The following is an 18266-nucleotide window of genomic DNA, read 5'->3' as shown; positions in this document are numbered from 1 at the left end:
CGGGGTGAATTATCGTGCCAGCCAGCCGCCGTCAACGGCAACGGTGTAGCCGTTAATATAATCCGAAGCAGGGGACGCCAGGAACACAACCGGGCCCATCAGATCGCTCGGCAGACCCCAGCGACCCGCTGGAATACGCTCCAGGATTGCCGCGCTGCGCTCTTCATCCGCACGCAGCTGCTGGGTATTGTTGGTGGCCATGTAGCCCGGCGCAATCGCGTTGACGTTGATGTTGTGCTGCGCCCACTCGTTCGCCAGCAGACGGGTCACGCCCATCACGGCACTCTTCGATGCGGTGTAAGACGGCACGCGGATGCCGCCCTGGAAAGAGAGCATGGAGGCAATATTGATGATCTTGCCCCCTTTCCCCTGGGCGATGAAGTGCTTCGCAGCCGCCTGGGACATAAAGAACACGCTCTTGATGTTCAGATTCATCACGTCGTCCCAGTCCGTTTCGCTGAAGTTAATCGCGTCTTCACGACGGATCAGGCCGGCGTTGTTGACCAGAATATCGATATGCCCAAACTCCGCCACCGCGCGATCCAGCAGCTCAGGGATCGCATCGATTTTGCGCAGGTCCGCGGTCAGGCTCAGGAAACGGCGGCCCAGTGCGGTAACGCGCTCGATGGTTTCCGTTGGCTCAACGATGTTAATCCCGACGATATCGCAGCCCGCTTCAGCCAGACCTAACGCCATACCCTGCCCCAGCCCGGTGTCACAACCGGAAACCACAGCCACTTTACCTTGCAGAGAAAATGCATCCAGAATCATGTTTATTCCTTAATCGTTCAGCGCCTGTCAGCAACAGGCAGATATATACTTAACTGCCTGCGACTAGCGCAGATCCTTAACAGCGACGTGGTCCATGTCATCGAAGACCTGGTTTTCACCGACCATACCCCAGATAAAGGTATAGGCTTTCGTTCCCACGCCAGAGTGGATGGACCAGCTCGGCGAAATGACCGCCTGCTCGTTGTGCATAACGATATGGCGCGTCTCCTGCGGCTGTCCCATCATGTGGAACACGCAGGCGTCTTCATCCATGTTGAAATAGAAGTAGACCTCCATGCGGCGCTCGTGGGTATGGCACGGCATGGTGTTCCACAGGTTGCCCGGCGCAAGTTCGGTCAGCCCCATGCTGAGCTGACAGGTTTCCAGCACATCCGGAACAAAGTATTTGTTGATGGTGCGACGGTTGCTGGTGAGGTTATCGCCAAGGGTCACCGGGGCAACATCCGCTGGCGTGACTTTTTTGGTGGGGTAAGTCGTATGAGCCGGGGCGCAGTTGTAGTAAAACTTCGCCGGTTTGCTGCCATCAATGCTGGCGAACACCACTTCTTTCGCCCCTTTGCCGACGTACAGCGCGTCGCGGTGACCAATTTCGTAGCACTGGCCATCAACGGTAATGGTGCCCGGCCCGCCGATGTTAATCACGCCCAGTTCACGGCGTTCGAGGAAGTAGCTCACGCCCAGCTGTTTGCCCACTTCACCGCCCACGGAGACGGTTTTCGCCACCGGCATAATCCCGCCCACAATAATGCGGTCAATATGGCTGTAGAGCATGGTGTACTTGTCGGCTTCGAACACTTGCTCAACTAAAAACTCACTGCGCAGCCCCTGAGTATCCAGCGTTTTAGCGTGCGCACTGTGGATGCTTTGTCTGACGTCCACGTAAACCTCCAGAATTGATCGTGCCCGAAGGCAAAGATAATTAACGAAACAACGTTCCGTTTTCGTGATGAACACATATTATCCCCTGACCACGGGGTTTTCAATTGCATTTAAAACAACGTTTCATTTTTTCTGCTTGTTTATGCCAGAAATGGTGTTTCGATCACGATAAATCTTTAAGACCCTCATTCTGGTTAATGAAACTGAGAAAGTGCGCTGTCAGTCACACATAATGAAACAACGTTTTGATAATTTATCACCTAGTTTTCAACCTACATTACGCGTTCAAAGGAGTGCATTATGGCTAAAGGTATGCGGGTCAAGCTGAGCTATGAGGTCAGCCGCGATCCGGATACAGGCGTGGAAGTCACCCGCCTGACCCCACCGGAAGTAACCTGTCATCGCAACTACTTTTACCAGAAGTGCTTCTTTAACGATGGCAGCCACCTGCTGTTCGCCGGGGAGTTCGACGGTCACTGGAACTATTACCTGTTGGATCTGAAAAACGCCGAAGCGGTACAGTTGACCGAAGGCGCGGGTGATAACACCTTTGGCGGGTTCCTCTCTCCGGACGATAAATCCCTCTACTATGTGAAGAACGATCGCACCCTGCTGGAGGTGGATTTACAGACGCTGGCAGAGCGCGAAGTGTACCGCGTCCCGGAAGAGTGGGTCGGCTACGGCACCTGGGTCGCGAACAGCGACTGCACCAAACTGGTGGGTATTGAGATTGCCAGACGTGACTGGACGCCACTCAACGACTGGAAAATTTTCCACGACTTCTTCCACAAAGGGCCGCACTGCCGCCTGCTGCGCGTTGATCTGAAAACGGGTGAAAGCACCACCATTCATGACGAGAAGATCTGGCTGGGACATCCGATTTATCGCCCGTTCGATGACAATACCGTGGCCTTCTGTCATGAAGGGCCGCACGACCTGGTCGACGCCCGCATGTGGCTGGTGAACGAAGATGGCAGCAACGTGCGGAAAGTGAAAACGCACGCGGAAGGTGAAAGCTGTACACATGAATTTTGGGTGCCGGACGGGTCCGCGCTGATCTACGTTTCTTACCTGAAAGGTCAGCAAGGGCGCACCATCTCCCGCTTCAACCCGGACACCGGCGTGAATGAAGCGGTAATGAATATGCCCGCCTGTTCGCACCTGATGAGCAACGTCGACGGCACCCTGCTGGTTGGCGACGGCTCCGGTACGCCTGTCGATGTGAAAGACACCGGCGGCTACACCATTGATAACGATCCTTATCTGTATGCCTTTGACGTGGCGAAGAAAGCCTGTTACCGCATCGCCCGTCATGACACCTCATGGGCTACGGTGGCGAACAGCCGCCAGGTAACCCACCCGCATCCGTCCTTCACGCCGGACGAAAAAGCGGTGCTGTACAGTTCCGATAAAGACGGCAAACCGGCCCTCTATATCGCGAAACTCCCTGAGCAACCTGAAATGTTGCATGTCTGATTTGAGTTAGTGTTTCTGTAACTGGCCTTGCCCTCCGTTTCGGAGGGCTTTTTTTTGGGTGATTGCGCGACATACGAAACGACGGAGTGGAAGGAAGGTGTAGGCCGGGTAAGCGAAGCGCCACCCGGCAGTTTTAGCGAAGAAGATAAATTATCAGAAGGAGTACGCCACGCCTAAACGGAAACGGGTCTGGCGTTCGTCCGTGTCTTTAACCCCCACGTTGCCCACCTCCACATACGGCGCCCAGTTTTTATCCCATTTGTAGGCCAGCTTGGCGTTATATTCGTTGGAATAATCTTTATTGTTATTTCGGGCCACGCCTTCAGAACTTTTCGCGTAAACATAGTTCAGCTCGGTACGCCAGTCACCTAATACCCAACCGACCCACGCATCGCCACGGTTAACTTTATCATCGTCCTTATTTGAGCTTGACGGGTAGCGGGTATATTCGTAACGGTAACGCGCAGCCACGTAGAAGCCATTGTCGAAGCTATATTGCACATGCAGATTCGGTTTATAAATGGTGCGGCTGTCTGTGCTTTCAATCGTAAACGCAGGGGTCAGGGCGATATTGTCTGTCGCTTTCCAGCGCCAGCTAATCTGATCTTCGTGACCGTTCCCCACTACATCCGCGAATGGCTGATCTGCCTTGTCCCCGCCTGATTTCCACTTCGCCTCGACTGAAAAACCAAAGCCATTATCAAAGCGGTGCGAGACGGCAACACGGTCGGCATTCGAGCCGCTGTCAATATATTCGTGACGCAGATCGACGGTAACGGCGCTAGCCGCAAAAGAGGCACTAATAAGGGAAGCAAGGAGCAGAGATTTCTTAAACATGAAAAAACCCTCAATTAAAATAACGTTTCGTTTTTATGAAACTTGAGTTTATTTTTTATGCATCGTTATTTTAGTGACAAGGATCGAAATTATTTGTTTCATTTTTTTTGGCAAAGATCGACGTGAACCCCATCAACAAAAAAAGGGTATCAACCGTAAATTTCAGGCGTGAGATCACATTAAGCACTTCACAAAGCAAATAATTAACCGCGCAATAATTATTGCGGGCTTCAGAAAGAACGCATAAGTGTTAAAAAAGGATTCTGCGGACACAAAAAAACCTCCCGTGGGAGGTTTTCTGTGCGCAGAGGGAGAAATTACCGTTCGATAGCCAGGGCCACCCCCTGCCCCCCGCCAATACAGAGCGTTGCGATCCCTTTTCGGGCGTTACGCTTTTTCATTTCGTGGACCAGCGACACCAGAATGCGGCAGCCGGAGGCGCCAATGGGATGGCCCAGCGCGATGGCTCCGCCGTTGACGTTGACCCGCAGCGGATCCCATTCCAGCATTTTCCCGACCGAGATCGCCTGTGCAGCAAAAGCTTCGTTGACCTCAATCAGATCCACATCGTTCAGCTCCCAGCCCGCCCGCTCCAGGCAGCGGCGCGTGGCATAGACCGGGGCGATCCCCATTAACGCGGGATCAACGCCCACGCTGGCAAACGCTTTGATCCGCGCCAGCACCGGCAGCGCCAGCTCCTGGGCTTTGCTTTCACTCATCATCATCACCGCCGCCGCACCGTCGTTAATGGATGAGGCGTTGCCTGCCGTTACGGAACCGAGCGTTTCAAAGGCCGGATCGAGTTTTGCCAGCCCTTCTGCGCTGGCATCGGTGCGCGGCTGCTCGTCGGTATCGACGATGAGCGCTTCGCCGTTCTGGCGCTGGGTACTGACCGGGACAATTTCATCGCGAAAACGCCCGGAGTCGATCGCTGCACGCGCTTTTTGCTGTGAGCTGAGGGCATATGCATCCTGAAGCTCGCGGCTGATACCGTATTCCCGCGCCAGGTTTTCCGCCGTTACGCCCATATGGTAGTCGTTGAAGGCGTCCCACAGCCCGTCGTGAACCAGGCTGTCAAGCAGCTGACTGTTCCCGAGCTGCGCGCCGGTCCGGCTGTCGGTCAGGACATGCGGGGCGCGGCTCATATTCTCCTGCCCGCCGGCAATGACCACATCCGCTTCACCACACTGGATGGCCTGCGTTGCAAGATGGAGCGCTTTCAAACCTGAACCACAGACATCGTTGATGGTAATTGCCGAAACGGTATTAGGCAGGCCGCCCTTCAGCGCCGCCTGGCGCGCAGGGTTTTGTCCCGCGCCAGCGGTCAGCACCTGGCCCAGGATCACCTCATCAATTTCATGTGCGGCAACCCCGCTGCGTTCCACCAGCGCTCTTACCACCACGCTGCCAAGATCAACCGCAGAGTGACGCGCAAGCGCTCCCTGAAAACAGCCGATAGCCGTACGTAACGCACCCACTATAACGACATCTTTCATCACGACCTCTGTGCAAAATGACATGACGATAGTAGAGGATTGTTATCAACAATTGACGCAAATGTTTAAAATTAGTGAGTTTAGTCACAGGATTATCGTGCGTCCTGTAAGTACTGGCGCAGCCAGCTTCCGGCGACGCCGGGCGGGGTTCGTTTGTTCCATACCAGATCGATGGCAATCGACCTCGGCCAGCCCGGCACGTTCAGCTGCACCAGCGATTTCGACGCGGCAAATTCGTCGACCAGCGCGCAGGGTAACGCGCACCAGCCAAAGCCCTGTACCGCCATGCTCAGCAGTAACAGGTAATTCGGCGCAGACCAGACCGGCCCGCGCGAAAGGGGCGCTTCCCGTTCAAGATAGGTGCTCAGCCGCAGCTCGCGCCAGCCATGCAGCTCGTCCGCCTGCGTCTCATGTTGCCCTGCCAGAGGATGTCCGGCAGAAACGTAGATGGCCATCCGCGTCTGCATAGGCAGACGGGTCGCGCCAATATCGGTCGGGTAGCTGTCGCGCGCTTCCGTCAGGCCAATTTGCGCCCGCTCCTTTTGCAGCAGATCGATCACGTCCTCCTCTTCTCCAATCAGGCACTCAAATTCCGTGTGCGGAAAACGCTGGTCGAACTGGCTCATCATCTCTTCCAGCACGGCCGGGTTAAGCGTATCGGAGAGAACAAAGGTAAAACGCGCCTCCGTTTGCGCGGTTAACGATACGGCCAGCTCATCCAGGCGCGCGCTGGCGGCGAGTATCGACTGGACATAGCCCAGCACCTGTTCACCCTGGGCGGTTAATACCGGGTGACGCGCCGAGCGATCGAACAGCTCAAAGCCAAGGTCAGCTTCAAGGTTGGCAATGGAGGTGCTGATGGTGGACTGGCTTTTACGCAGCCGCCGTGCCGCAGCAGAAAACGAACCTGCGGCGACAGTTTCAACAAACGCGGTCAGTGCTTCGGGAGAGTAACGCATGATGTATCTACTTTATCGATGGATACCATCTTTTATATATCACCTTAAACGATAAGAATAGGCGGCATCAACGCCCATACTGGCGTCTATATGAGGTAAATATGCAATATCAGGATGCACTCCAACGTAAATTGCCGGAGCGGATCTTCCATGCCGTCTGTTTTGAAGGCATTGCTACGGCGATCCTCGCCCCGACGGCCGCGTGGCTAATGCAGCGCTCGGTGGTTGAAATGGGGGGGCTCACCATTATTCTGGCGACCACGGCAATGCTCTGGAACATTATCTATAACTTTGGCTTCGACCGTTTCTGGCCCGTCCAGCGGGTGAAGCGCACGGCGAAAGTGCGCGCCCTGCATGCCCTGGGTTTTGAATGCGGCTTTATTGTGATTGGCGTAACCATCGTTGCCGCCGTGCTGGGCGTGACGCTGCTCCAGGCTTTTACCCTGGAAATTGGTTTCTTTCTGTTCTTCCTGCCGTACACCATGCTCTACAACTGGGCGTACGACACCCTGCGGGAGAAAATCATCAAGCGCCGCCAGCAACGACGCGCCCTGGCAAGCGAATAACCTTCCGGCCGGAGACCTGCTCCGGCCCACCCCCTGCGAAGCAACGGCGACCTCAACGCATAATTATGGTAAATTGCACTCCTTTTTGTTCGTTTTATAGTTGATACGTTGCTCTAATGTCGAAAATTTGGTCAAAAGAAGAGACTCTCTGGAGTTTCGCCCTCTACGGCACTGCCGTGGGCGCAGGAACCCTGTTCTTGCCCATTCAGCTCGGCTCTGCTGGCGCGATTGTCCTGCTGATCACCGCCCTTGTGGCGTATCCCTTAACCTACTGGCCGCATAAAGCGCTGGCGCAATTTATTCTGTCGTCGAAGACGAAAGGCAACGAAGGGATCACCGGTGCCGTTTCGCATTACTACGGCAAAAAGATCGGCAACCTGATCACCACACTCTATTTTGTGGCCTTCTTTGTGGTAGTTCTGATTTACGCGGTGGCGATAACCAACTCACTCACTGAACAGCTGGCGAAACGGATGACGGTGGATACCGGCATGCGGATGCTGGTGAGCTTTGGCGTAGTGCTGATTTTGAATCTGATCTTCCTGATGGGGCGGCACATCACCATTAAGGTGATGGGTTTCCTTGTCTTTCCGCTGATCGCCTATTTCCTGTTTGTCTCGCTGTATCTGACGGGCAGCTGGCAGCCGTCGCTGCTGACCAGCCAGATGGCCTTCGACCAGCATACGCTGCACCAGGTGTGGATTTCGATCCCGGTGATGGTTTTCGCTTTTAGCCATACTCCGATCATCTCGACCTTCGCCGTAGACCGTCGCGAGAAATACGGTGAAGAGGCGATGGGTAAATGCAAAAAAATCATGAAAGTGGCGTACCTGATCATCTGCCTCAGCGTGCTGTTCTTTGTGTTCAGCTGCCTGCTTTCGATTCCACCGTCGTATATCGTGGCGGCAAAAGAGGAAGGGGTGACGATCCTGTCCGCGCTGTCGATGATGCCATCGTCCCCGGCATGGCTGGGCATTTCCGGCATTATCGTGGCGATTATTGCGATGTCGAAATCGTTCCTCGGCACCTATTTTGGCGTGATTGAAGGGGCAACGGAAATTGTGAAATCGTCGCTGAATCAGGTGGGTGTGAAGAAAAGCCGCGCCTTTAACCGCGCGATTTCGATTCTCGGCGTGTCGCTGATTACCTTTGCGGTCTGCTGCATCAACCCGAATGCGATCTCAATGATTTATGCCATCAGCGGTCCGCTTATCGCCATGATCCTGTTCATCATGCCGACGCTGTCGACGTACCTGATCCCGTCATTAAAACCGTACCGCTCCATCGGTAACCTGCTGACGCTGATTGTGGGTGTGCTGTGTGTGTCGGTGATGTTTGTGGGTTGAGTATGCTGCCCGGCGCAATGCCGGGCATCTGTTTTACGCCCGAATATCGTCATACTCCCGCGTATTATCAAACTCATGCTTCGCAAATGGACACAGCGGGATAATTTTACGATTCTCACCGCGCATCTTCTCTACCACCTTCGCCACCAGCTGTTTACCCACACCCTGCCCTTTCAGGCTCGGATCCACATCGGTGTGCTCAATGATGCTCAGATGCTCGCCGGTCGGGACAAAGACGATCTCCGCTACCTGATTGCCTTCGGCGTCGTTGACGTAAAACTTGTTATGGCCTTCAAGAATTTCCATGGTTCCTCGCTTATTTTTGGCGGTACTTCAGCGCACCGCTCGGGCAGGTATCAATTACGCGCATAACCGTTTCTGCATCTACTTCATCCGGCGCGATCCATGGTTTACGCTTCAGATCGAACAGCTTCGCGCTGCCGCGCACGCAGTTGCCCGAGTGTTTGCAGATCCCGGTGTTGAAGTAGACATCGATTTTCTCACCGGTATAGGCCCGGTACCCCGCATCCAGTAGCTCCTGATCCATGACATTGCCTCTGTAATTATTGTGGTGACAAAAGAAGCATACCCTCACCCGATCCGCCTGACCACGTCAAAAACGAGGTTTAGCCACACTCTTTTCAGCGCATGACTTCTTCACGTTCATAGGATTATTCCGAATACAAGAACACCCGTTGCGAAGATATATTTTTGCGCTGTGTCAATTCTTGTAATAATTCACGCCACGTTCACATTAGGATTATTAGCTAAGCGCAATCTTAACCTCCGGATTTATTTTCATCTAACTGATGGATTTCCCATCCGTTTTTAAAACTCGTAACGAAGCGGTATTTCTTCACTCCCTGCAAAATTACCGCAAAACAACCCAGACAAGAAATTTGACTCTTCTCACATAACGACTAATGTTAATTTCTGAACGACAACTGATACGAATTACTTATCGTATCTCCTGACATAAACGCAACATGAGGGTTGATATATGGCAGAGCAACATCGTGGTGGTTCCGGTAATTTCGCTGAAGACCGTGAAAAGGCATCAGAAGCTGGACGTAAAGGCGGCCAGCACAGCGGCGGTAATTTCAAAAACGATCCGCAACGCGCATCTGAAGCGGGTAAGAAAGGGGGACAGAGCAGTCACGGCGGAGGCCGTAAATCTGATAACTCCTGATCTTATTTAAAGCTCTTATAAATATACCGAGAGCATGCTGCGGGCCCGTCGGCTCGCAGTACCTTCCCTTTATTTCACTGGAGCGAAAATATGAATATGAAAACTGTTGAAGATGTATTTATTCACCTGTTATCCGACACCTACAGCGCTGAGAAGCAGCTGACCCGCGCGCTAAGCAAATTAGCTCGCGCCGCATCCAGCGAGAAGCTGAGTGCCGCGTTCACGGCTCACCTCGAAGAGACGCAGGGACAGATCGAACGTATCGATCAGATTATTGAGCAGGAATCCGGCCTCAAACTGAAGCGCATGAAATGCGTTGCGATGGAAGGCTTAATTGAAGAAGCCAACGAAGTTATTGAGAGCACTGAGAAAAATGAAGTGCGTGACGCTGCATTAATTGCCGCAGCTCAGAAAGTTGAACATTACGAAATTGCCAGCTACGGCACCCTGGCCACCCTGGCTGAACAATTAGGCTATAAAAAAGCCGTTAAACTTCTTGCCGAAACGCTGGAAGAAGAAAAAGAAACCGATCTCAAATTAACCGATCTGGCTGTCGGTAATATTAATCAAAAAGCCCAGAAAGGATAATTAATATCTGATGAGCATCAGCACCAAAAATTAACCAGAAAATAAATCACAGGAGTTAATTATGAATCATGTAGAACACTACCATGATTGGCTACGCGATGCCCATGCGATGGAAAAGCAAGCCGAATCCATGCTGGAATCAATGGCCAGCCGTATTGATAATTATCCCGACTTACGTGCACGAATTGAACAACACGTTAATGAAACTAAACACCAAATTACCGTGCTGGAAGAAATTCTCGACCGCAATGATATTTCCCGTTCAGTCATAAAAGATTCCATGAGTAAAATGGCGGCGCTCGGCCAGTCCATTGGCGGCATGTTCCCTTCCGACGAAATTGTTAAAGGCTCTATCAGCGGCTACGTTTTTGAGCAGTTTGAAATTGCCTGCTACACCTCTCTGCTGGCTGCGGCCAAACAAGCGGGCGATACCGCCTCCATTCCAGCCCTTGAATCCATTCTGGAAGAAGAGCGCCAGATGGCAGACTGGCTGCTCCAGCATATTCCACAGACGACGGAACAGTTCCTGCTGCGCTCCGACGCGGATGGCGTTGAAGCTAAAAAATAACAAAAGAGGGAGAATGTATGTTTCGACACGTAAAACAGCTGCAATACACGGTACGCGTAGCCGAACCGAATCCGGGCCTGGCCAATCTTCTGCTTGAGCAGTTTGGCGGGCCACAGGGCGAACTTGCCGCGGCATGTCGTTACTTTACGCAAGGATTGAGCGACGACGATCCCGGTCGTAAAGATATGCTGATGGATATCGCGACCGAGGAGTTAAGTCACCTGGAAATTATCGGCACCCTGGTGGGTATGCTGAATAAGGGTGCGAAAGGCGAACTGGCGGAAGGCGTTGAAAATGAAGCGGAACTGTACCGCTCCATGACCGAGAACGGCAACGACAGTCATATCACCTCGCTGCTCTACGGCGGCGGTACTCCGCTTACTAACTCCGCAGGCGTACCGTGGACGGCGGCGTACGTGGATACCATTGGCGAACCGACCGCGGATCTGCGCTCTAACATAGCGGCCGAGGCGCGCGCCAAAATTATCTACGAACGGCTTATTAACGTAACGGACGATCCGGGTGTTAAAGATGCGCTGGCGTTTTTAATGACGCGTGAGGCAGCACACCAGCTCTCGTTTGAGAAGGCGCTCCAGTCGATCCGTAACAATTTCCCACCGGGTAAATTGCCGCCAATCGAAGAGTACACCAACAAGTACTACAATATGTCTGAGGGGGGAGAAGTTCGCGGCAGCTGGAACAGCGATAAGCACTTCGACTACGTGGAATCTCCTCAGCCAGCGGTCGATGGCGGTGACGGCGGCGCAAGCGTAACGCTCACTACAGAGCAGGAAACGCTGGTCAAAGCGATGTGCGCACGCACGAAATCCGACCCCAATGCCGATCCGCTTACCGGTGCCGAGCTTGGTGCAGGTAAGAAAAAACCGTAACCGGTTTTGCCAGGCAGCCTAAGGCTGTCTGGCAATGCCTTGTGCGCTATCAGTTCCAGAGGTACGGAGCATGTTCGAGCTTGATGCGTTTCATCTGGCCAGGATACAGTTCGCCTTTACCGTCTCTTTTCATATTCTCTTCCCGGCGATCACCATCGGGCTTGCGAGCTATCTGGTGGTTCTCGAAGGCATGTGGCTTCGCACCAAAAATGATGTCTGGCGCTCGCTATACCATTTCTGGCTGAAAATTTTCGCCGTTAACTTTGGTATGGGCGTGGTTTCCGGGCTGGTGATGGCTTACCAGTTTGGGACTAACTGGAGCGGTTTTTCCCAGTTCGCAGGCAGCATAACCGGCCCTCTGCTCACCTATGAAGTGTTAACTGCCTTCTTCCTGGAAGCTGGTTTCTTAGGCGTGATGCTGTTCGGCTGGAACAAGGTCGGCCCCGGCCTGCACTTCTTTGCCACCTGCATGGTGGCGCTGGGCACGCTGATGTCCACCTTCTGGATCCTCGCCTCCAACAGCTGGATGCACACCCCGCAGGGCTTCAGTATTCAGAACGGTCAGGTCATTCCCGAAGACTGGCTGGCCATTATCTTTAACCCCTCATTCCCTTACCGCCTGATCCATATGTCCATCGCCGCCTTCCTGTGCAGCGCCTTGTTTGTGGGCGCATCCGGGGCATGGCATCTGCTGCGCGGTAACGATACGCCCGCTATTCGCACAATGTTCTCCATGGCCATGTGGATGGCGCTGCTGGTCGCGCCCATTCAGGCCGTGGTTGGGGATATGCACGGCCTGAATACGCTTGAGCACCAGCCTGCCAAAATCGCCGCGATTGAAGGCCACTGGGAAAACCCGCCCGGCGAGGCCACCCCGCTGCTGCTGTTTGGCGTACCGGATATGGAAGAGGAGCGCACCAAATACGGGCTTGAAATTCCCGCGCTCGGCAGCCTGATCCTGACGCACAGCCTGGATAAACAGGTCCCGGCGCTGAAGGATTTCCCGAAAGAGGACCGCCCTAACTCGCTCATCGTCTTCTGGTCCTTCCGCATTATGGTCGGCATGGGGCTGCTGATGATTACCCTTGGCGTGCTGAGCGTCTGGCTGCGCTATCGCCGTCGACTCTATCACTCGCGGCCATTCCACTGGTTTGCCCTCTGTATGGGGCCTGCCGGACTGCTCGCGCTGCTCGCCGGGTGGGTCACCACCGAAGTGGGCCGCCAGCCGTGGGTCGTTTACGGCTATCTGCGCACGATAGATGCGGTGTCTCTGCACAGCACGTTGCAGATGAGCATCAGCCTGCTGGCCTTTATCGTGGTCTACTGTTCGGTGTTTGGCGTGGGTTATGTGTATCTCGCCCGGTTGATTAAGAAAGGTCCGCAGCCTGTGGGCACGCTAACGTCTAATACGTCGGGCACCCCTGCCCGTCCGCTGTCCGCCGCCGAGTCCGTTCCGGAAGAGGAGAAGATCTGATGGGCGTCGATATTCCGGTCATCTGGTTTGCCATTATTGTCTTCGCCACGCTGATGTACATCATCATGGACGGTTTCGATCTCGGTATCGGCATGCTGTTCAGCTTTGTGGGCGATGCCAAAGAGCGCGACGTGATGGTGAACAGCGTCGCCCCGGTCTGGGACGGAAATGAAACCTGGCTGGTTCTCGGCGGTGCAGGGTTGTTCGGCGCGTTTCCGCTGGCCTACGCAGTGATTATCGATGCCCTGACCATCCCGCTGACGGCCATGCTGATCGGGCTTATTTTCCGCGGGGTGGCGTTTGAGTTTCGCTTTAAGGCGACCCCTTCACACCGCAAATTCTGGGACTACTCCTTTGCCGGCGGTTCCCTGCTGGCAACCTTCAGCCAGGGGATCGTGGTTGGCGCGATGATCAACGGCTTTGACGTGGAAGGGCGTCGCTTTGTGGGCTCCTCGCTGGACTGGTTCACCCCGTTTAATCTGTTCTGCGGGCTGGGCTTAATTGTCGCCTATACCCTGCTGGCTACCACGTGGCTGATCATGAAAAGTGAAGGCGCGCTGCAAAACCGGATGCGCGAGCTGACCCGCCACGTGCTGCTGGCGCTGATTGCCGTTATTGCGGTGGTAAGTATCTGGACCCCGCTCGGCTGGCAGTTTGTCGCCGAGCGCTGGTTTACTCTGCCTAACTTCTTCTGGTTCCTGCCAGTTCCGGTTCTGGTCGCGGTATTCAGCCTGTGGATCTGGCGGCTGACGCGCAATCCTGACAGCCATGCCCGTCCGTTCCTGTTAACGCTGGGCCTGATCTTCCTCGGCTTTAGCGGCCTGGGCATCAGCCTGTGGCCACACATTATTCCGCCGCACATCACCCTGTGGGAAGCCGCCGCGCCGCCTGCCAGCCAGCTGTTTATGCTGATTGGTACGCTGTTAATCATCCCGGTGATCCTGGTTTATACCGCCTGGAGCTATTACGTCTTCCGGGGCAAAGTGTCTGATACCGAAGGTTATCATTAAGGATTGCTATGGCAGGCTGGCATACACGCGCCATTATCTACCAGATTGATACCGCCCTGTTTTACGATCTTAACGGCGATGGCTGTGGCGACATCGCCGGAATCACCGCGAAGCTGCGCTACATCCGTCGGATGGGCGCGACGGTTATCTGGATCACCCCGTTTTACCTCACGCCTTTTCTCGATGAAGGCTATGACGTGAGCGACCATTTGCAGGTCGATCCCCGCTTCGGCAAGCTCAACGATATCATCGCCTTTATTGAACAGGCGCGGGAGCTGGGGATGCAGGTCATTATTGAGCTGCTGATCCAGCATACCTCGGATGCGCATCCCTGGTTTCAACAGGCCCGCCGCAACCCCCAGTCACCCTACCGTGACTATTACCTGTGGTCCGACACGGACGACGACGATACGCCGCCGATGTTCCCCGGCGTGGAGAAGAGCATCTGGACATGGGACGACGAGGCGGGGCAATACTACCGGCATATGTTTTATCACCACGAGCCGGATCTCAATCTCGCCTCCCCTGCGGTGCTAAAGGAGATTGAGAACATCATCATCTTCTGGCTAAAGCTCGGGGTGTCGGGCTTTCGCCTGGATGCGGCATCGCACCTGACAAAACAGGCCGGACGTGGGGATGAAAAACGCGGCCTGTGGATCCTGGAGCATTTGCGCCGTCTTATTGAGCAGCGTAACCCGGACGCGATCCTGCTCGGCGAAGTCGACGTGGAGGTGGAGGCCTACAAAGATTATTTTGGTCAGAACGACCGGCTCAACCTGGTGCTGAATTTCTGGCTCAATAAGTACTTTTACGTCAGCCTGGCAGAGAAGAGCGCACGACCGCTGCGCAACGCGGTGAAGAAGATGATTGTGCCGCCGGACTCCTGCTGCTTCGCCAACTGGCTGCGCAATCATGATGAGCTGGATCTGGAAGGGATAGGTAAAAAAGCGAAGCAAACCGTCATCGATACCTTTGCCCCTGACGAAGAGATGAGTGTGTATCAGCGAGGTATCCGCCGCCGTCTGGCGCCGATGCTTAATGGCGATCGAAAGCGGCTGGCCTTTTGCCATGCGGTCTTGTTTTCGCTACCGGGCGTACCGGTCATGCGCTACGGGGATGAGATTGGTATGGGGGATGATTTGGATCTTGAGGAGCGTTACGCCGTACGCACCCCGATGCAGTGGGCCGGATCGCAAGGCGGCGGTTTCTCAGATGCCGACCCGGAAACTTTTGTCGCCCCGATGATTGACCACGGCCCGTACCGCTATCAAAAAATCAACGTGGCGGATTCGCTGTTGCACCGCAACTCACTCCTGCACTGCATTATCGATATCGCCAATACGCGCTCGGAGTTCCCTGAGATCGGCGTCGCGCCGTTTCGTCTTATTAATATCGACAGCGATGCGGTACTGGGGATCTATTACGAAACCGACACGCGCAGCATTCTGACCTTCGTTAACTTCAGCGATAAGCCCGTTAATTTTACCGCCAGAGGGATCCGGCATGCGACCTGGACCGCCTGCCTGGCGGACAAACGTTACGACGACGCGCTGGTGTGCGGCAAAACCGTCGCGCTTAACCTCAGCGGCTATGGCTACCGCTGGTTCTGGACCGATCGTACCGCACTGCGCTGATTATCGTCTCCGCGAGAGCAGCAGACGGGCCACGATCGCGCCCGTGACGGCAAGGGAGCCGAGCAGCACTTTCCCCGGCATGCCGGAGGTGACGCTGATAGCGCGCTCTTTTGCTTCGTCGGTGAAGTGCCCGTGGATTTTATGCAGGTCGTTAACCGGCTGATCCAGATAGTCCTGACGGTCATCCGCATTTAACGTATCGGTCATCTGCCCTTCCCAGGCCTTTTTAACCATCAGCCGATCCAGAAAGCCGGGGAAAAGAAATTGCCCGACAATCGACTGGACGGTGCTGCTGCCCACCCACAGTTCCCGCACCGGTTTCTGCGCCACCTTAAAAATAGCGCTGGCAGCTACTTCCGGCTGAAAAACGGGAGGAACCGGGCGCATCGCCCAGGCAAATTTATTCCTCGCCCACTCGAACTGCGGCGTATTGAGGCCCGGCATCTGTACCATTGCGATCTGCACCCGGCTGTTTTCATGCATCAGTTCGGTGCGCACAGCATCGGTAAATCCGCGGATTGCGGCTTTCGCCCCGCAGTAGGCTGACTGCAAGGGAATGGAACGGTAGGCCAGCGCGGAGCCAACCTGAATAATCGTTCCGCGATCGCGTGGGGTCATTAACTCCAGCGCGGCGCGGGTGCCGTTAACATAGCCCAGATAGGTCACCTCGGTGACGCGGCGAAACTCCTCCGGGGACATGGTGCGAAACGGCGCCAGCATCCCGCCCATGGCGTTATTCACCCACACATCGATGGCCCCAAGCCGGTATTCAATCTCGTTAGCAGCATCGGTCACCGCCTTGCTGTCCGCCACGTCGGCCTGAACGGCGCAGGCGTTGATCCCGAAACGGCGCAACTCCTCTTCTGTGGAGCGCAGGCTCTGCTCGTCGCGGGCAATGATGCCCACATCGTAGCCCGCCTTGGCAAAGTGCAGCGCCGTGGCTTTCCCCACGCCCGCCGTACCGCCGGTAATAACGATCACAGCCATAGCCTTCCCCTTGTTTCAGACGTTATCCCAGCCGGAGAGTATTTCGATCAGTTCAGACAGGGAATAACGCACCGCTTTATCCACCACATCCTGACATTCACCGGAAAACAGCACGGTGCGGGTTTCGGTCTGTCCGCAAATATTCCAGCCGAAGCAGACCGTACCGGCTGCGGTGCCATCGTCTCCGCCTTCCGGTCCCGCATAGCCGCTGATGGCAAGGCCAATATCCGCCTCGGCAATTTCGCGAATTTTAGCGGCCATCTCGGTCACCGTTTGTTCACTGACGGCGGTGAAGCGCTCAATGGTTTCGTGCCGCACGCCGAGGATCCTCTCCTTCGCCGCATCGCTGAACACCACCATGCCAACGTCATAAAATTCCGCCGTGTTCTCTTCGGCACAAAGCGCAACCGCGAGATTGCCGCCGGTACAGGACTCTGCGGTGGTTAACCGCAAACCTCTGTCCGTAAGCTGAGTGGCGAGCTTTTTCGTCAGCTCGCTGATGGTGCTGTTGCTGTCGTGAATAAGGTTGCTCATCGCATTGCCCCTTAATTTTCGTCAGGAATAATAGAAATATGACCATTACGCTCAAGAATAGCGTATTTAATCTCCTTCAATTCTGTAATACCGTGATTCTGGCGGGCTGATACCAATATATCATCACAGGATACATCGACCTTTTTCAGTTTATCGGCAAGGGGAACACCGTTCTCCACCAATATCACCGGCGTGCCATCAAGAATATTCTCGACAGTGGAAAAATATTTTTTCAGCAGGCCAAAAATAATATCCACAACCACCAGCGTCGTTATTGTAATCATCGCGCCGGTGACGGAGAAATCTTCGCCAAGCAGCGCCTGTTGTGTCGCCTCACTGATAATTAAGAGCAAAATAAGGTCAAAACTGGTCATTTGTAGCAGAGCGCGTCGCCCGGCAACTTTAAACACAATGACCAGAAACAGGTAAATTGCCAGGGCACGAAAAACCATGTCCATATTCGACTCCTAGGGGTAAATAAACTGCCAGAAATGGATATCTGGCTCGTTGTTTACGCGGATGCTGTTTGTCCACTTCCCTGCTTTTGACGGCGTGATAAATAACAAAACGGTAAATTTATCGGTCTGTTGTAAACGATCGTAGACGAGAAACAGGGTATTCCCCCGGCTGTACATGCTGTCCGGCTGTGGCCAGACGCTGCCGGGCTCATATGCGTCGCTGCTTTCGCTGGTCATGCTGAGGGTATATTTCCCCTCAGACGTCACCGGAAACGTCACCGCCATCCGCGATTCGGTCTGGCGGCGACCGAAGCGCTCATAGTTCAGGGTCAGAGATTTTGCATCGTTTGTTTTCTCCACGTCGCTGACCACACCGCTTGAAAACAGCCCGGCAATTGCCGCCACGATAATAGCTAACAGCACAATAAAACCCACCTGGCGAAATGCATACTCAAACGTCAGTAAACGGCTACTCTCTTTTATCCCAGGCACTTTTTCATTTTTTGGTTCCATGGCTGTGGTCACCGTTTCGCTTAATTGCCGAAATTTATGATTTTCCTGTGCAAATGCTTTTAAGACTTAT

21 protein-coding genes are annotated in these 18266 nt (G+C 54.3%); 10 read left to right on the top strand and 11 right to left on the bottom strand.

Annotated features, from left to right (window positions below; all coding sequences use genetic code 11):
• Positions 1-9 precede the first annotated feature (9 nt).
• On the bottom strand, positions 10-771 hold the full coding sequence (gene kduD / locus SK58_RS06330; RefSeq protein WP_003862835.1) for a 2-dehydro-3-deoxy-D-gluconate 5-dehydrogenase KduD: 762 nt from the start codon (positions 769-771) through the stop codon (positions 10-12).
• Positions 772-834: 63 nt separating this feature from the next.
• Positions 835-1671 (bottom strand): 5-dehydro-4-deoxy-D-glucuronate isomerase, encoded by an 837-nt coding sequence (kduI, locus tag SK58_RS06325; RefSeq protein WP_023304358.1) that lies wholly within the window; start codon positions 1669-1671, stop codon positions 835-837.
• 300 nt (positions 1672-1971) lie between these two features.
• Here kduI and SK58_RS06320 point away from each other — a divergent pair, with 300 nt between their 5' ends.
• Positions 1972-3147 (top strand): oligogalacturonate lyase family protein, encoded by a 1176-nt coding sequence (locus tag SK58_RS06320; protein WP_032619100.1) that lies wholly within the window; start codon positions 1972-1974, stop codon positions 3145-3147.
• A 153-nt stretch (positions 3148-3300) separates the two neighbouring features.
• On the opposite strand, the gene SK58_RS06315 is transcribed toward SK58_RS06320, so the two are convergent.
• The 3 genes from SK58_RS06315 to SK58_RS06305 all read right to left on the bottom strand — a co-directional run bounded on the left by SK58_RS06315 (position 3301) and on the right by SK58_RS06305 (position 6439).
• Positions 3301-3984 carry an oligogalacturonate-specific porin KdgM family protein gene (locus SK58_RS06315; RefSeq protein WP_003862842.1) on the bottom strand — a complete coding sequence of 228 codons (684 nt, stop codon included), beginning with the start codon at positions 3982-3984 and terminating at the stop codon, positions 3301-3303.
• A gap of 317 nt (positions 3985-4301) precedes the next feature.
• Complete coding sequence (locus SK58_RS06310) at positions 4302-5480, bottom strand: acetyl-CoA C-acetyltransferase (protein WP_017692722.1); 1179 nt, start codon at positions 5478-5480, stop codon at positions 4302-4304.
• 92 nt (positions 5481-5572) lie between these two features.
• Positions 5573-6439 carry a LysR family transcriptional regulator gene (locus SK58_RS06305; protein ID WP_015571771.1) on the bottom strand — a complete coding sequence of 289 codons (867 nt, stop codon included), beginning with the start codon at positions 6437-6439 and terminating at the stop codon, positions 5573-5575.
• 101 nt (positions 6440-6540) lie between these two features.
• Here SK58_RS06305 and SK58_RS06300 point away from each other — a divergent pair, with 101 nt between their 5' ends.
• Both SK58_RS06300 and SK58_RS06295 read left to right on the top strand, forming a co-directional pair.
• Positions 6541-7005, top strand: a complete 465-nt coding sequence (locus SK58_RS06300) for a multidrug/biocide efflux PACE transporter (RefSeq protein ID WP_017382868.1) — start codon at positions 6541-6543, stop codon at positions 7003-7005.
• Between the two features lie 116 nt (positions 7006-7121).
• Positions 7122-8351, top strand: coding sequence for an amino acid permease (locus SK58_RS06295; RefSeq protein WP_015571773.1), 1230 nt, complete (start codon positions 7122-7124; stop codon positions 8349-8351).
• Between the two features lie 33 nt (positions 8352-8384).
• Here the strand turns inward: SK58_RS06295 and SK58_RS06290 are convergent, their stop codons facing one another.
• Positions 8385-8657: a GNAT family N-acetyltransferase gene (locus SK58_RS06290; protein ID WP_003862848.1), complete on the bottom strand. Its 273-nt coding sequence runs from the start codon at positions 8655-8657 to the stop codon at positions 8385-8387.
• Between the two features lie 10 nt (positions 8658-8667).
• Positions 8668-8898, bottom strand: coding sequence for a 4Fe-4S mono-cluster protein YjdI (yjdI, locus tag SK58_RS06285; RefSeq protein ID WP_015571774.1), 231 nt, complete (start codon positions 8896-8898; stop codon positions 8668-8670).
• A 453-nt stretch (positions 8899-9351) separates the two neighbouring features.
• Here yjdI and SK58_RS06280 point away from each other — a divergent pair, with 453 nt between their 5' ends.
• The 7 genes from SK58_RS06280 (at position 9352) to SK58_RS06250 (ending at position 15704) form a co-directional block, all read left to right on the top strand.
• A complete protein-coding gene (locus SK58_RS06280; RefSeq protein WP_015571775.1) occupies positions 9352-9540 on the top strand; it encodes a con-10 family general stress protein in 189 nt (62 codons plus the stop codon).
• Positions 9541-9630: 90 nt separating this feature from the next.
• A complete protein-coding gene (locus tag SK58_RS06275; protein ID WP_003862851.1) occupies positions 9631-10128 on the top strand; it encodes a YciE/YciF ferroxidase family protein in 498 nt (165 codons plus the stop codon).
• A 61-nt stretch (positions 10129-10189) separates the two neighbouring features.
• Positions 10190-10696 carry a ferritin-like domain-containing protein gene (locus SK58_RS06270; protein ID WP_017382870.1) on the top strand — a complete coding sequence of 169 codons (507 nt, stop codon included), beginning with the start codon at positions 10190-10192 and terminating at the stop codon, positions 10694-10696.
• Between the two features lie 17 nt (positions 10697-10713).
• Positions 10714-11586, top strand: coding sequence for a manganese catalase family protein (locus SK58_RS06265; protein WP_015571777.1), 873 nt, complete (start codon positions 10714-10716; stop codon positions 11584-11586).
• Between the two features lie 70 nt (positions 11587-11656).
• On the top strand, positions 11657-13060 hold the full coding sequence (locus SK58_RS06260; RefSeq protein ID WP_017382872.1) for a cytochrome ubiquinol oxidase subunit I: 1404 nt from the start codon (positions 11657-11659) through the stop codon (positions 13058-13060).
• Complete coding sequence (gene cydB / locus SK58_RS06255) at positions 13060-14070, top strand: cytochrome d ubiquinol oxidase subunit II (protein WP_015571779.1); 1011 nt, start codon at positions 13060-13062, stop codon at positions 14068-14070. The genes SK58_RS06260 and cydB overlap by 1 nt, the downstream gene beginning before the upstream one ends.
• Before the next feature lie 8 nt (positions 14071-14078).
• A complete protein-coding gene (locus tag SK58_RS06250) occupies positions 14079-15704 on the top strand; it encodes an alpha-amylase family protein (protein WP_045907054.1) in 1626 nt (541 codons plus the stop codon).
• On the opposite strand, the gene SK58_RS06245 is transcribed toward SK58_RS06250, so the two are convergent.
• Genes SK58_RS06245 through SK58_RS06230 form a run of 4 tightly spaced genes read right to left on the bottom strand, consistent with a single transcriptional unit; the run spans position 15705 to position 18196 of the window.
• Positions 15705-16691, bottom strand: a complete 987-nt coding sequence (locus SK58_RS06245) for an SDR family oxidoreductase (protein ID WP_040118062.1) — start codon at positions 16689-16691, stop codon at positions 15705-15707. It lies immediately after the preceding gene.
• A 15-nt stretch (positions 16692-16706) separates the two neighbouring features.
• Complete coding sequence (locus SK58_RS06240; protein WP_039269856.1) at positions 16707-17225, bottom strand: 2-oxo-tetronate isomerase; 519 nt, start codon at positions 17223-17225, stop codon at positions 16707-16709.
• Between the two features lie 11 nt (positions 17226-17236).
• Positions 17237-17683, bottom strand: coding sequence for a DUF421 domain-containing protein (locus tag SK58_RS06235; protein WP_006811854.1), 447 nt, complete (start codon positions 17681-17683; stop codon positions 17237-17239).
• 9 nt (positions 17684-17692) lie between these two features.
• Positions 17693-18196 (bottom strand): hypothetical protein, encoded by a 504-nt coding sequence (locus SK58_RS06230; protein ID WP_039269853.1) that lies wholly within the window; start codon positions 18194-18196, stop codon positions 17693-17695.
• Positions 18197-18266 lie beyond the last annotated feature (70 nt).

It is taken from the genome of Enterobacter sp. BIDMC93 (assembly GCF_001037805.1).
GTDB lineage: Bacteria > Pseudomonadota > Gammaproteobacteria > Enterobacterales > Enterobacteriaceae > Enterobacter > Enterobacter hormaechei_C.
The sequence above is the reverse complement of the archived record's forward strand: the minus strand, read 5'-3'. Positions and strand labels throughout refer to the sequence as shown.